General features: G+C 41.5%; 4 protein-coding genes. 2 read left to right on the top strand and 2 right to left on the bottom strand.

The features are described from left to right. Nucleotides 1-111: 111 nt before the first annotated feature. Entirely contained in the window at nt 112-1,977 is a 1,866-nt protein-coding gene (locus ACR1PO_RS03960; protein ID WP_433985914.1) for a T9SS type A sorting domain-containing protein, read from the bottom strand. Nucleotides 1,978-2,048: 71 nt separating this feature from the next. Beyond that, entirely contained in the window at nt 2,049-6,923 is a 4,875-nt protein-coding gene (locus ACR1PO_RS03965; RefSeq protein ID WP_433985915.1) for a PKD domain-containing protein, read from the bottom strand. 522 nt (nt 6,924-7,445) lie between these two features. On the opposite strand from ACR1PO_RS03965, the gene glsA reads away from it, so the two are divergent. Both glsA and ACR1PO_RS03975 read left to right on the top strand, forming a co-directional pair. Beyond that, nucleotides 7,446-8,459, top strand: a complete 1,014-nt coding sequence (gene glsA / locus ACR1PO_RS03970) for a glutaminase A (RefSeq protein ID WP_433985916.1) — start codon at nt 7,446-7,448, stop codon at nt 8,457-8,459. 910 nt (nt 8,460-9,369) lie between these two features. Then, nucleotides 9,370-16,395, top strand: coding sequence for an SDR family NAD(P)-dependent oxidoreductase (locus tag ACR1PO_RS03975; protein WP_433985917.1), 7,026 nt, complete (start codon nt 9,370-9,372; stop codon nt 16,393-16,395). Nucleotides 16,396-16,400: the final 5 nt, after the last annotated feature.

A 16,400-nucleotide genomic window follows, 5' to 3' on the forward strand; every position in this document is an offset into this window, starting at 1 on the left:
TAAAATTGCGAACAGCCAATCTTTTTTAATCAAAAAAATATCCATAAAAAAACAGTGTCCTTTGGAAGGCACTGTTCAATATATAAGGTTATTAATTTTCAGTTTTGTTTTTTACTTCTTCAGTATTTTTTCAGTTACTGTTGAAGATTTGGTTTTAAGTTTAATATAATATACTCCTGTCTTAAGAGAAGATAATACTACCTGTTCCTGCGCCATAGTCAAAGTTCCCTGTTTCACCAGCTGTCCTGCAGCACCAAAGATCTCATAAGAAACCAATGGTTCTTCGCTTCTGATGGTAAGTACATCCTGAACCGGGTTAGGGTATAACTGTATTCCTGCCTGAACAGCCGTTTCTTCTACTGACATCTGGCTGCATGCTGATTTTGCAAATTTTGTAAAAAAAGACTGAGATTTCCCACCTGCTACATTAACTGTCATTGTACTGACATTATCATTGGGGTCTGTAAATAATTGATCATGAAAAAAGCCGCCTGCTACATAGTTTCCATCCTGATCTGCAGCTACTGCTGTAAATTCATCGATAACATAAAAGTTACTGCGGATCTCTCCCGTTCCCAAAACCTCTCCGGTATCTTTATTAAGCCTTACCAGTAATGGATCTGACCGGTCTCCATCGGGACGTACCATAGCATAGCTGCCCCAGATATCAGACCAGCTTCCTTTGGCAAATGCTATTTCATTTCCATTAAAGGCAAGGGTCCCCTTAGTAAAACGATAACCGAACTGAAGACCAGACATTCCATCCGGAGTCCTTGCCCACTGCACGGTACCCGAAGCATTGATCTTCATTACAAAAGGCACCGCTTCCACATAGCTTCTCAGTGGAAAAGTATAAGTCCCGAAAGTGGCAGGTACTGTTATTCCGTTAAAATAACGTCCTGAAATATAAATATCTGATGTAGCCGGATCTTTTATAATGGAATGAATTTCATCATCCGTACTTGTTGTACCATTGTTAATCTCCCTTCTCCATACCTCGGCTCCGGTGGTACCATCAAAAGCAAGCACATAAGCGGCTTTCGTAAACGGAACATTATTATAGGAAAGATCAATCAGATTACTGAATCCCGGATCCATTCTTTTACCCGCAAGATAATAGCGGTTCAGACTTTCATCATACACCAGATTAACTTTTCCTTCTCTTCCCACAGCATTTATGGCATCTCCTGTAATGGGAAGAAGCAAAGGAGCAGCCGGTGTCATATTACCACCATCATAATTGAACTTAACCGCATAATACTGGTAGGTTGAAGTATAGGTTGAAGGTACTGTAATTAACCCGTTTAAATGCGTTCCCGCTCTGAATCCCATGACAGCATGGATATTTTTGGATGAATCCATATACATTGTCTGAACATCGCACATGCGGGAGAAAAAACTGACATCTCCCTGTAAAGGCTTGCTCCATGCCAATGTTCCGTCTGAAGTATTATATTTTAAAAGAAAAGCTGCTTTGTGGGCAGGATCTATCGTCTGATCATAATACGTGTAAAGAGGCAGTGTATGGGTATCATCAAAATGTACCGGAGTAGCATTCGGATCTCCGGCGTAGGAATTGTTATAGATTGTAGCTACCATGTACAAACCTCCGTTGTTATCCACTTTAATATGCCACGCATTTTCTCCGTTTCCCGTACCTCCTATGGGTCTGGACCATCTTATATTTCCCGTACAGTCTGTAGAGAACAGGAAAAGATCACTGAGCCCGTAGCTGGTTACCGGTGTTCCATTCAGGTTTTGTCCCTGTTCACGCATTGTTGCAAGATAGTAGGTATTATTGTTGTTGTCTACTACAATATCCCTTATGGATTCATCAAAGATATAATGAAATCCCGGATCAGCAGAACCCGTGAGCCCTCCTGCCTGCTTCCCCCATTGCCATTGGTAAGTCTGGCTGAAAGATAACGCCGGCAAAATCAGAAGTAATCCCCACAATTTGTTTTTTAATTGTATCATAAAAATTCATTTAATTATCAAATACTATAAAAAAACAGTGCTCTCCGAAGAGAACACTGCTTTATAAGCTACTAATTTTTAATTAGTTTTCCTTGTAATGATGTGTCTCCCGTTTGTACAATAACGATATAAACACCTTGAAGCCAGCTGGTAACTTCCACGTCTACCTCTCCGGAGGCCGCTTTCAGTTCCTTACGGAATTTGACATTGCCCATGGCATCAAAAACTGTAACCTGTTTTGCAAGTAATTTTTCATCGCCCGTATTATACGAGATTTTCACTTTTTCCTTCGCAGGGTTCGGGATCATTTTCAGAGAAGAAACTGAAGCCGCAACTACATTTCTTCCTGCACTTCTCATACCCATCCAGTCCGGATCTACCGCTTTGGTAGTAAACTTACATGTATCGTTTGAGAATAAGATCTCATCAGCCCCCTGGAAGCCTGAGTTGGGATAGAATGCCAGTGGATTTGCATTCATATCATATGTTCCTCCTGCAGGAATCGTAATAATGGACGGAATATAAACTCCAAATCCACTAAGACTTGAAACCGTAAGGCTTATCGGCTGGCTTCCGGTATTGTAGATGACCCCATAAACTTTATAGTGATCTCCAACCCACTTCATACCTTTGATATCCGCTTCCAGTTTACAATCTGTTTCGAATCCGCAATCTTTACCAGGATAATAATTCATGGTTCCTGAAGTAAACTGACATCCCAGATGGTCAATCTGAAGCTGATAGGTACCTGCAGAATTGATATACAGCGGGTAGATATAATCATTGTTTCCGCTCTGGATATTGTTTCCGAACAGCTGCCATTCATGATGATCGAAAACGCCTTTTGGTCCTAAGATATATTTACCCTCTCTAAAACATTCGTCATAACATCCTGTAGGGAATACCCACATCAGGCTTTCAAGGCTTAACGGCACCTGTGTATTACCTATAACTTTACAGCCGCTTGGCGCAGTGTAAATCACCTGGTAGGCCCCACCTTCATTTACGGTGATGGACTGGCCTGTCATTCCGTTGCTCCAGTTATAGACTCCGGCGGATGGCCCTGATGCAGTCAGCATAATCTCATAAGGCTGGCAGTTAACCAGATTATAGCTTACCGAAATCGGTGCCGGCGGACTGCTTACAGTAACGGTAAAGCTTTTACTGCTTGTACATCCTGATGTACCAGGAGTTCTTACTTCCAGTGTATAAACATAGGTACCTGCTGTTAACGGCCCCGTACTCAAAGCAATAGGATAAGGAGCTGAAGCCCATGGCGTTACTATCGTATTTCCTTTTTTCCATTGATATTCCAGGGTGTTGTCTGTTACAATACCGGTAAGTACTGTTGAAGATCCGTCACAGATATTAGCGGTTCCTGATATATTGACATATGGTGGATTTTTAAGGGTTACAGGCACTGCTGCTTCACTCATAACACTGGTTCTGCATCCGTCTGATGATACCAGCACCGGCCAGTAGCTGCCGGACTGCGTTGGTGTGAATACAGGAGAATTCGGTGCTCCTGATACAGGCTGAGAGCCATTCATCCAGATATACTGGCTGGGAGTTCCAACCGTACTGGTAAATACGATATTAGGAGCACTTCCCATACAGGCTACAAGAGAAGGAGGCATTATAGTACCATCAAGAGATGCCTCTTTCACATTAACACCGATTACAGCAGAAGTATATTCACATCCCATCGGGGTTCTTATTTTCAGCTGAATTGTTTTTGTTCCTGCCGTATTGTAAGTTATCGTGGCATCCGGACCTGTCGTAATATACGATGTACCATCAAAAATCCATGTGTAGGTATTTCCGGGAACATATGTTATCGGACTGAACGTAATAGGTGAGCGTGCACATAACCACGCAGGAACCAGGAATGTTGTATCAGGAACCGGAGCTAATACAATTGTCTGTGTAGTTGTACACGTTGGTTTTCCTGGCGCAGATACTGTCATTGTAAAGGTGTAAGTACCTGGCGTCAGATTATAAGTAGCCGATTGTCCTGTCTGAGTAGGCTGTCCTGATGAAGTGAAGGTATAGGTAACAGACGCCGGATTGATGTCAAAAATAGTAGAGGTATTGAAAAGTGTTACCGTATATCCGCTTCCGTTACAAACTGTACTGATACTGAATTTAGGCTCATAGTGTTTTCTTACTTCCACTCCCTTGCTGTACCAGCATGATCCGTATCTTAAACGTACAAAAACAATATGCGCTCCTGCAAGATTAGTCTGATATACCGGAGAAGCTGTTCCCTGGCCGGAAACTAAAGTGAGTACACTATCGGATAACCATTGAATTTCATCCGGGATTCCGTTGTAACTTAAACCTGAAACGGTAATGTTATTACAGGCTGACCATGCCGGAATGAAATTAATTTGTGGATCTGTTGTACAGCTTCCGCTGCTCGGGCAAGACTGTGTTACATTAATATTTTGAGAATAAACCACACAGCCATTGATATCTACTGCCCGTACCTTATACGTCCCAAAAGCACCGGCACCAAAGATAACATATGAATTAGTCGTAGCACCTGATATAACTGTATTGTCTTTATACCATTGCCAGGAAACAATATTGGTAAGCCCTGTAGAACTGTTAGCCGTTAGCGTATACGGTGCCATCGTTGTAGGATCACAAACTGCAATATTATATACCGGAGAAATTGTAATAATGGTTTCAGGGTAGATAATAAAGTTAGCACTTGCTGTAGGTTTATAATTACATCCGTTAGTACCTTCGTACGTTACAGTAACCGTTTGGGAAACATTGTTTCCTGAATTGTTCTGGATATACCCGGTATTCGGGAAGCTGTAAACTCCTGCCGGGTTAAAGGCTGTATTAAACATATTTCCGTTAGCAAAAGTGAAAATCACATTCGTTGCAGAAGTAATGGTTCCCTGGTTTACTGTGAAAGTAAGATTTGAACCTAAACAGATTCCGCCAACATTTGTAAAGCTTACTACCGGAAGCGTTATTAATGATACCGGCATCGTAATCGTTTGTGTTACGCCGCATTTTACGACTTTCAGAATCAGATTGGTCGTACTCGTTGAGGAAATTTCGTTGAAGTTTACAGTAATATTAGCTGTACCCTGCCCTCCAACAACACTTCCGAAATTAGAACTCGCAAATGACCATTCCATAGAATCCGGAACAATTCCGTTCAGATTGGCACTGAAGGTCTGAGTGCTGCTGGGGCAGAAAGGACCTGAGTTAGGATTAATTACAATGGTGCTGAGATCCAGTTTCGTCACATTAAAGGATTTCGGAGCTGAAAGACATCCTGCATTACTGATAGATTTGTTCTGAGCAGACACCGTATATGATGTGGCCCCTGCATTAAATATAACCGTTACAGAAGATCCGGCATTACTTCCCTGAACGGTTCCGTTGGTTACACTCCAAACCGGTACCATTCCTGAGTCAACAGAGCTGATGGTATAAACATAAGGTCTTCCCGGGCATACTTTTGTCTCTCCGGATATTGTTCCTAAAGGTGGCTGAGGAATAGGCAGTACCTTGATAATTCTTGCATTGCTTTCACAACCTCCACTCTGTTTGGTAGCTGTCACAGTATAGGTTCCTGCTGTTGCAAAGTTGTAGTTGAATATTCCTGTCATTACCGGAGAAGTATATGTAGAATTCCCGGTTGTTACTTTCCAGATAACAGGCACGTTAGGTGAAGCCGTGAATCCCTGGCTTGTTCCTGCACAGATTTCATCTACCCCACCGCTTACCAGTACCGGTGCTTCTACAACGATATCAATAGAAGCCTGTCCTTCGCAGGTCAGTAATGTATTGAAATAATTAGCTGTAAGATGATAAGTACCCGGCTGATTGGCAGAGAAAACAATTTCATTTCTTTGCTGGGTATTGGTCAGCTGGCCTCCCGCAGGCCCCGTTACATTCCATTCAACTTTGGTTGTAGGCCACTGAGGAATTGAATAGGTATACTGTCTGCCGGAACATATTACCGCCTGTCCTTTAACTTTTGCGTTCTTTAAAACTACAGGAATTTTGATTGTAGTCCATTCAGGGCAGGCACATTCTGACATATACATTACATATCCGAAGCCTTCAAGCGGGTCTACCTGATCCCAAAGCACTTCAATCTCGTTACCGTTAGTGCCCACAATTGTGCCTCCGATAACTTTCCATTGTCCTTTGCCACATCCATCCTGAGCACTGTATGTTTCTTTACTGCCTTCACACACTACGGAAGCACAGTTGATCTGTACAGGATCAGCTTTCAATACCTTGATCTGCTTTTTAAATTTACTCTGGCAGCCGCATTTGTTGGTTACGGTCAGCTGAATCGTATAATTTCCTGGATTAGCATATAAGTGAGACGGTTCAAAAGCTGTAGAAGTTGTACCGTCACCAAAGTCCCAGAAATAATTGATAATATCCGATCCTCCGTTCTGGTCAGAAAGGTTATCAAAATAGATCGTCGTATTTCTGCATACCACCTCATCCAGATTTAGCATTTCAAACTTGGCAATCGGCCGGTTGATCTTTTCAATACAGATCGTCTGGGTTTCTACAGTTCCGTCACTGTACGTAATGACAGCCTGCAAAGATCCGTTACCTGCCGTTCCCCAGGCCACAGTACCTATGGTGTTAGCAGGTCCTGAAGTGGTTACGGTTCCGCCTGCAACCGTCCATTGAACGGCAGAAACATTAGGTCCCTGAACTTCATATACCACATTGGATACCTCACAGACACGGAGACATTGCGATGAATTGATGTAGGAATAAGCGATACCGTTGTCGGGGACCGGATTTTCTTTTTCGCCACGGAATTCCTGGCATCCGACCTGAGCGGTCCATGTAATTCGAGCTTGTGCTTGCAGTACCCAGGGTACCAAAAGCCAACATAGCAGGAGCCATCTGAAGATGTGCTGCCTACCAAAATAGGTGTTGTTTTTCATAGTTATTAAAAAAGTGTTATTAATTTTTTATCAAATTAATAAAAAATTTAATACAAAAATCATTTAATCGTGAAAAAATAACAATATTTTACATTTGAATTTCAAACATATAGAAGAATTACTGTCTATATGCTATTTCACCGTCATATTAGTTATTCAGAAAAAATGCATTTTTTATCAATTTCCCACATTAAAACCAAATAAAATTCTAATTTTCAATAACTAAAAACAACAAAATCAACAATAAAAATTCATATTTATTTATTTTATACTACATAAATTACATTTAGATTAAAATTAATCACATTTAAAACTGCAAAAAAAAAAACACTGCTTTTCATTCATTCTGTACGGCCGCAATATTTTCTCATTGACTTCAGAAATACCGGTCTTTTCTGTAATGATTCCTTATTCAAACCAGTTACAGGCAGGTACGGCAAATGAGAATTGCTGACAAGATTAAAATACTTTATCTTTGTTTTTTAAGGCTTATTATAAACCATTTATTTGAAGATCTTCTATATGAAAAACAACCGCTTTTTATTTTCTGCAAAAGGAATCTGTACAGCAGCTCTTATTTCCTTAAGCACAATTGTTTATGCACAGAAAACAGCAGATATTTCAACCATTTCAGAAAAAACACTAAACACCATCCTGGAGAAAAACAGAGCTTATTACACCCAGGGAAAAGTGGCAGATTATATTCCTGAACTGGGAAAAATGGATGCTAAAGCAATCGCTTTTTCAGTGGTAGACAAAAATGGAAAAGTATTCAATACCGGTGATGTCCATAAGAAATTTACCATGCAGAGCATATCCAAAATCATATCATTAATGGTGGCTGTCAATGAAAAAGGAGAAACCCATATCTTTGATAAAATGGGGTATTTCGGTTCTGACAAACCCTTCAACCACTTTTCAAACCTGGAAACCACAGGTAAACCGCTTAATCCTATGATGAATGCGGGAGCAATTCTTACCACTTCCCTCATTTCAGGCGATGGAGAAAAACCATTTCTGAAAATACTTGATATGGTAAGATACATCACCAAAAACCCTTCAATAGATTACAATACATCTGTTTACGAATCCGAAAAATCAACAGGACACCGCAACCGCGGGATGTTTTATATCATGAAAAACAGCGGACTTATTTCAGGGAACGAAGATCAGCTGGATAACTATTTCAAGCAGTGTTCTATTGAACTTACCGCAGAAGACCTTGCGAAAATCGGATACTTCTTTGCCAATCAATGTGTAAGATTTGATGGAGACTCCACCTATAAAAATGCCGATATGGCAAAATTGGTAGAATCACAGATGCTGACGGCCGGCATGTATGAGTTCAGCGGTGAATATTCCAGAACAGTAGGCCTGCCAAGTAAATCCGGTGTAGGCGGCGGCATTACGGTAAGCGTACCCGGCAAAATAGGAATCGGAGTATTCAGTCCTGCTTTGGACCAGCATGGTAATTCACTGGCGGGTTACCATATGATTCTGGATCTGGCAAAACAATACGGATTAAGTATATTTTAAATCTCAAATCTAATCAGCTACAGATCGGCATTAGGGATTGATGCCATATAACTTTCAGCAAGTTGATTTATAAAAAACCTTAACGGTTACACCTTAAAAAACAGTAAGTGAATCAAGCACTTACTGTTTTTTTTATGAATTCCGGAAAGATATATTAATTATTCTTAAAATTCTCTATCTGTTTATTTATCAAAAAGATAGGAAAAATTCATAAATAATTCAAATTAAATCACAATATATTGATTAATTTTATTTAAATTCGCTTTACCGTTTTATCAGATTGATAAAGGGCATTTTTACATTCTGGAACCTGATTCATCCTATATTATCTTTTTGTAATATAAGCAAAAACAAATCTCTTGTTTTTGAAATATTTTATTTTTTATTCCTATATTTGCTTAACATTTCTTTAACTATAAATATTTATAGTTATAGCAAATAAGATTGTACCGGCATGTTTCTAAGAATAAATAAACAATAATTATATTTTAATAACACATGAACAATTGATACATTTCTGTTAAGAAATAATTATCAAATTTCATTTATGTTTAAAAAATATATACAGTTTTATTATTTTTATTCACTCATAACAGATAAACACCATCAATACCAGCAGTATCCGTTTTTTTGTTATGGGATATCATTAACTATTTCTATACCGTGATGCTATGAAAAACTTGACCAAAATCAGGCTAATGCCCGTTGAAAAGCCGGACGCCACCAACACAACTTACAACCCATCCATAACCGGAAGATTATTAAATAATCAACACCAAACAATACATATTGTTAACTATTTGATAAAAACCAATTTTATTATATCATAATAAAAAGCACAGGCCTTATTACCGAAAGGCTCCGCATTTTTATTATAAAACTCTTGCTATCATTCAATAATTATCACGCCATGAAAAAATTAACCATTATTGGACTAACGCCTTTTGAAAAACCGGACGTTAACCTTATGCTTAAACTGCATCAGGCGGGTGCATTTCCCGTCCTGAGTTTAGGAGATGAGCTTGCAACTGCCCAGGAAGCGTTACATCAACTTGATCAGATAGACGTACCATCGTATGGTATTTATTTTTCTAACGACCCTTTCTCCGACCTACAGATTTCTGAAAAAGTAAGATTTGCCATTCTTCCGGCCGGAATGCCTGCCCCTTCCAATCTGCCTCTTATTTCTCAGGTAACCAGCCTGGAAGAAGCCATACAGGCTGAACAATCGGGAGCAGAAGGAATCATTATCAAAGGAAATGAAGCAGGCGGACTGGTAGGATATGAATCCACGTTTGTATTGTTCCAGCGTGTGATCAATGAAATCCGGAATATTCCGGTGTGGGTACAGGGAGGAATAGGTCCCCATACCGCAGCGGCGGCTAAGGCATTGGGAGCTGCAGGAGTTGTACTGGACAGTCAGCTGGCCCTGTTTCCCGAAAGCTCGGTTCCCCGGGAGCTGAAAGATGTATGCTCAAAACTGAATGGGACGGAAACTAAGGTGATCGCCAACCATCGTGTACTGGTAAGACCCAACTCACCCGTTTTACCTGAAAATACTACTGCTGAAGAGCTGAAAAAATTCTTTTACGGTCTCGACCTTAATGCATGCTATATCCCAATGGGACAAGACATTTCACTGGCTACAGACCTGTATGAAGACTTTAAAACACTGAAAAAACTGGTTTTCGGATTCAAAGAAGCCATGTACGGACACCTGAAACAGGCAAAAGCGCTTAAGGTAGTTGATAAAGAAAACGCCTTAGCCCGGGATCTTGGTCTGCAATATCCTATAGCTCAAGGCCCGATGACCCGTGTGAGTGATGTTCCTTTATTCGCCAATGCAGTTGCAGAGGCCGGAGCCTTACCTTTCGTTGCTCTATCCTTACTAAAAGGAGAATCAGCAAAATCTCTGGTCATGGACACCAAAAAACTGGCTGGTGAAAAAACATGGGGGGTAGGAATCTTAGGATTTGCCCCACAGGAATTAAGAGATGAACAGACTTCCTATATATTAGAAGCAAAACCTCCTGTGGTTTTAATTGCAGGCGGAAGACCTGCCCAGGCCAAGGTATTTGAAAAAGCAGGTATAAAATCATTTTTACATGTTCCCTCTCCTGCCCTTCTGGATATTTTCCTGAAAGAAGGTGCTAAAAATTTCATTTTTGAAGGACGTGAGTGCGGAGGCCACGTAGGACCACTGGCCAGTACGGTTCTTTGGGAAAAACAGATTGAGCGTATTTTAAAAGAGGATCACCCGGAAGATATCAGTGTCTTTTTTGCCGGAGGAATTCATAACGCATTTTCAACAGCGTTTGTATCCATTATGGCAGCACCATTAGCGGCAAGAGGAGTGAAAATCGGAGTATTGATGGGAACAGCTTATCTGTATACCCATGAAGCTGTACAAACCGGAGCCATTCAGGAAGAATTCCAGCTGCAGGCCATGCAGGCGAAAGATACAGTCTTACTGGAAACGGCCCCGGGACATGAAACCCGTTGCTTAAATACAGCATTTGCCAATTATTTCAACCAAGAAAAATCCAAACTTCTGGCTGCCGGAATGGATAAAAAAGAGGTATGGGAACAGCTTGAAAAATTAAATGTCGGCCGCTTGCGTATTGCAGCTAAAGGTATAGAACGCCAGGGCGATCAACTTGTCAGCATTCCTAAAGATGACCAACTAGACTTAGGAATGTACATGATTGGCCAGGTAGCTACGATGCACAACCGTGTGATCTCATTGGCAGCCCTTCACCAAAGTATCGTGGACAATGATGAGCATGTTCAGAATGCAGCATTGCCTGAAAAACCGGTTTCTACAGAAAAACCTCTGGACATCGCCATTGTAGGAATGGAATGTATCTTCCCGGGCGCTAAAAACCTGGAGGAATACTGGAGAAATATTATTTTAGGAAAAGACAGTGTTACCGAAGTACCGGATGAAAGATGGAATAAAGAACTGTATTACCATCCGGATTCTGACGGACCGGATGTATCGCACTCCAAATGGGGAGGATTTATTCCTAAAATTGATTTTGATCCGCTGACATTCGGAATTCCGCCACAATCTCTGGCAGCCATTGAACCAACACAATTGCTGACGTTGTTGGTTGCAAAACGCGCAATGGAAGATGCAGGATATGGTGAAAAACAAATCAACAGAGAAAACATTTCTGTCATTATAGGTGCTGAAGGCGGTAACGACCTTGCCAACAGCTATAGTTTCAGAGGATACTATAAGCAGGTTTTCGGAGAACTTCATGAAGAAGTAAAAGAAGCTTTTCCCCATACTACAGAAGACTCATTCCCGGGTATTCTTGCCAATGTAATCGCCGGCAGAATAACAAACCGTCTGGATCTTGGCGGCAGAAACTTTACCGTAGATGCAGCCTGTGCTTCTTCTTTGGCAGCAATTGACCTTGCCTGCCAGGAACTTGTATTGGGAAAATCTGATATGGTTCTTGCAGGTGGAGCAGATTTACATAACGGAATCAATGATTACCTGATGTTTTCCAGTACACATGCCTTATCCAGAAAAGGAAGATGTGCTACATTTGACGGTGATGCAGACGGTATTGCCCTTGGAGAAGGGATTGCCATCCTTGTTTTAAAAAGATATGAGGATGCTGTACGTGACGGTGACCGTATCTATTCTGTGATCAAAGGAGTCGGAGGCTCCAGCGACGGTAAAGCACTTGGGCTTACTGCTCCAAGAAAAATAGGCCAGGTAAGAGCCCTGGAACGTGCCTATTCCCAGGCAGGGATAAGCCCGGCTTCCGTAGGTCTTGTAGAAGCACACGGCACAGGAACGGTAGTAGGTGACAAAACAGAACTCAGTGCGTTAACGAATTTGTTCAGCCGTTCAGGAGCTTTACCGGGGCAGACTCATTTAGGTTCGGTAAAAACACAGATCGGACATACCAAGTGTGCTGCAGGATTAGCAGGATTGATCAAAGCCTCCCTTGCTGTATATCACGGGGTAAAACCACCTACCCTTCATCTTCAGCAGCCTAACGCTTACTATAATGCTGAGACCAGTCCGTTTGCATTCCATGCAGAAAGCGGGTTATGGTCAGAGAAAAACCGTTATGCAGGAATCAGTGCTTTCGGATTTGGAGGAACAAATTTCCACACGGTCATTGCCAGCCATCCTAAACAAGATGATTCAATCGTAATGCAGTCATGGCCTTCAGAATTGTTTGTTTTCCGTGGAGATACCTATGAAGAAGCAAAAGGACAGTCCGGCCAGGTAAAAGCTTTGTTAGAAATTAATGATGGTATTCCGTTACAGGATATTGCATACAGCTTAAGCATCAGCTCAGAAAAGCCGATTCAGTTCAGCATTGTGGCAGACACTGTTGAAGACCTGATGATGAAGCTGGAACTGGTACTGCTGGGCATTGAAACCAAAGATACTTTCACTGTTAATAAAAAAGAAGGTAAAGTAGCCTTCACATTTCCGGGACAGGGCAGCCAGAGAATCAATATGGCTCGTGATTTATTCGTAGTCTTCCCGGCTATGCGCAAGATTATTGATGAGTATCCTGAACTTGAAAAAGTGGTTTTCCCATCCAAAACATTCAGTGAAGCTGATTTAAAAAGACAAAAAGAAACCATTAAAGATACCCGTTTAGCTCAACCGCTTTTAGGAATTGTTGATCTTGCATTGGCTAAATTCTTAGAGTCACTGGGCATTATCCCGGATATGCTGGCAGGCCATAGCTACGGTGAAATTCCGGCATTATGTTTTGCAGGAGTATTTGGAGAAGATAAACTGGTGGACTTAAGTATCCAGAGAGCTCAGTCTATTTTAGACTCGGTAGAGGGCGGAGATCCGGGATCAATGCTTGCAGCAAGCGCCACTCCGGAACGTTTACAACCGGTCATTGCCAAAGTAGAAGGATGCTATCCTGTCAACTTTAATGCTCCTACACAATGTGTCATTGCAGGAAATACAGAAGCGATCAATAAATTGCTGGAAGTTCTTAAACAGGAAGGTATTTCAGCCAAAAAGCTTGAGGTTGCCTGTGCATTCCACAGCCCGTTATTAGCAAAATCCAAGGATTTATATGCTGAAGTACTGAAAGATGTTCCTTTCGGGGAAATGCAGATTCCGGTATGGTCCAATACCACAGCAGAAGTATATCCTAAAAATCCATCTGAAATAAAAGAAAGACTTACTGATCATCTGGTACAGCCTGTAAGATTTGTAGAACAGCTGCAGGCAATGTATAACGATGGAGCAAGAATATTCATCGAAGTAGGGCCAGGAAAAGTTCTTACCGGACTGACCAAATCCTGTCTGGAAAAAGACCAGCTTACCTTATATGTTGAAGACAACAGCCATAATAAATTCAGCCATCTGCTTTGCATGCTGGCGCAATATTTAGGAACAGGGCGAAGCTTCAATATCAGTAAACTTTTCGATGGACGCAACGTTAAGGTTATTGATCTTAATCAACCTGAGCTTTACAAGAAAAGCCCTGCCATCTGGCGTGTAAACGGGCAAACTGCCCATCCAACCCATGGTAATCTGCCATCCAATGGTGCATTACCGCTTATAAACCCTATTCCCATGAACAATTTTACTACGAATCACCAGGCACCGGCAGCTGAAGCGCAATCTACCGCCGAACGTATGCTGCAGGAATATTTAAACAGCATGAAATTAATGATACAGGCACAGCGTGATGTGATGCTTTCCTTTATGGGACAGAATCCGCAGGCATTCCCCGCTCCTGTATACCATTCACCGGCACCAGTGGCTGCACAACAGCCCATATCTGCTATCCCGGTTCAGCCTGTTTACCAGGAAAGACCAGTAGATGCAGTTCCTGTAAAGCAAGCTCCTTCAAAAGATATTAAATCCTTACTGCTGCAGGTGGTAAGCGATAAAACAGGATATCCTCAGGAAATGCTGGGTATGGAAATGGATCTTGAGGCGGATCTAAGTATCGATTCTATTAAAAGAGTAGAAATCATCGGAACACTCCGCAACGAACTGGGAACTCTGGGTAACGGAAACACCAGTGAAGATACCGTTATGGAGCAGCTTGCAGGAATAAAAACCCTAAGCGGTCTTGTTTCATGGCTTACGGAATTCTCAGGGGCTGAAACAACTGCTGCTTCTGAAAAAAACGGATCAGCAGCTGAGCCAGCAGCTTCACAAACACAGACCCAGCCGGCTATCTCTCTTGAAGATCTTCAAAATGCTATTCTGAATATCGTCAGTGAAAAAACAGGATATCCGAAAGAAATGTTAGGTCTTGACCTTGATCTTGAAGCAGACTTGAGTATCGATTCCATTAAACGTATGGAAATCATTGGTGATCTTAAAACCAGGATCGGTTTCGGCCAAAACCTTGAACAGGCGGATGATGTGATGGAAAAACTGGCTGCCATTAAAACACTTCGCGGTCTGGCAGGCTGGATCAGCGAAATGAATGGTGAATCGAACGGAACTACTCAGGAAACAAAAGAAACAAACGCCGTGGAACCGACTCAAAATGTACTTTCACGTCTCCGTTTTGATATTACGCCTACTGATACCTCTTTAGTTCAAAATACAGAGGTATTGCAGGGAAAACGTTTTGCAATCACCCAGGATAGCAGCAAACATTCTTCAGCAATCCGGGAAGCTCTGGAAAAACATGGAGCGATTGTAGAACTGGCAGATGCCGGAAAAGATCTTTCAGACATTGACGGATTAATTATGCTGGATCTTTTCTCAGCGGCTGATAAACCAAGCATCATCGACCATGTAGATCTGATCAAAAAACTGGATTTTGATAAAGCGAAATGGGTATACCTGATTTCAGATATTCCTGCTCATCTTCAGGAAATTACTGATGTAAGCGTATTGCGTCATCATCAGGGATATCCGGGACTTTTCAAGAGCCTGGCAAGAGAATTTGACAATACGGCCTGCAGACTGATCAGTCTGAGCACTCCTCAGGAAGTAAATCAGATTGCTGAGATTACCTTAAAGGAAATCCTTACCAATGACAAACCCGCTGAAATCATTTACAAAAATGGCCAGAGGCACAAAGTAGACATTATCCCTTCTCCATTGTCAACAAGTTTAAGTGAAGCCCACATTCAGCTGGATCAGAAATCTGTGGTACTGGTACTTGGAGGGGCACAGGGAATCACCGCCGAGTTGGTAAAACACATGTCTCAGGCATATCCGTGTACCTACATTCTGGTAGGAAGGTCTGCAGACCCGAGAAATGAAATTTCTGCAAAAGATTTTGAAGGAATGAAAACCAAAGAAGAAATCAGAGGTTTTCTGATCAGATCCGGACAATTCACTTCTCCGGCAGAGATTGAAAAAGAAACGACCAAAATTTTCAAAAACAATCAGATTCTCCGCACCATCCGTGATATGGAAGAACTTGGAAATACCATCATTTACCAATCATTGGATCTTTGTGATGAAGAAGGTTTAAGCAGTTTAATCAGCAGTATCTATGAAAAATATGACCGCCTGGATGGAGTAATTCATGGAGCTGGTCTTTTAGAGGATAAACTGTTTAAACAAAAGACAACAAGCTCTTTCGGACGTGTATTTGATACCAAAGTGAAACCGCTTCGTGTATTGGCAGAACAGCTTCGTGAAGACTGCCAGTTCGTGGTATTATTCTCAAGTATCGCTTCTGTATACGGTAATAAAGGGCAGACAGATTATGCGGCTGCCAACAGTGTACTGGATGATTATGCCAATGCCTTGGACAAAAGATTAAAAGGAAAAGTAATCTCGATCAACTGGGGGCCATGGAAAGGTGCCGGAATGGTTTCTTCCACCCTTGAATCAGAATACGAACGCAGAGGAATTTCCATGATCCCATTGGATGAAGGAAAAGAAATCTTCTTAAATGAGATCAAATACGGTACTGAAAGCCAGGTGCTGATCATGTCTGGAAATAATTGGTAAAACTC

The sequence above is a fragment of the Chryseobacterium amylolyticum genome, assembly GCF_051011775.1.
In the GTDB taxonomy this organism is placed as follows: domain Bacteria; phylum Bacteroidota; class Bacteroidia; order Flavobacteriales; family Weeksellaceae; genus Chryseobacterium.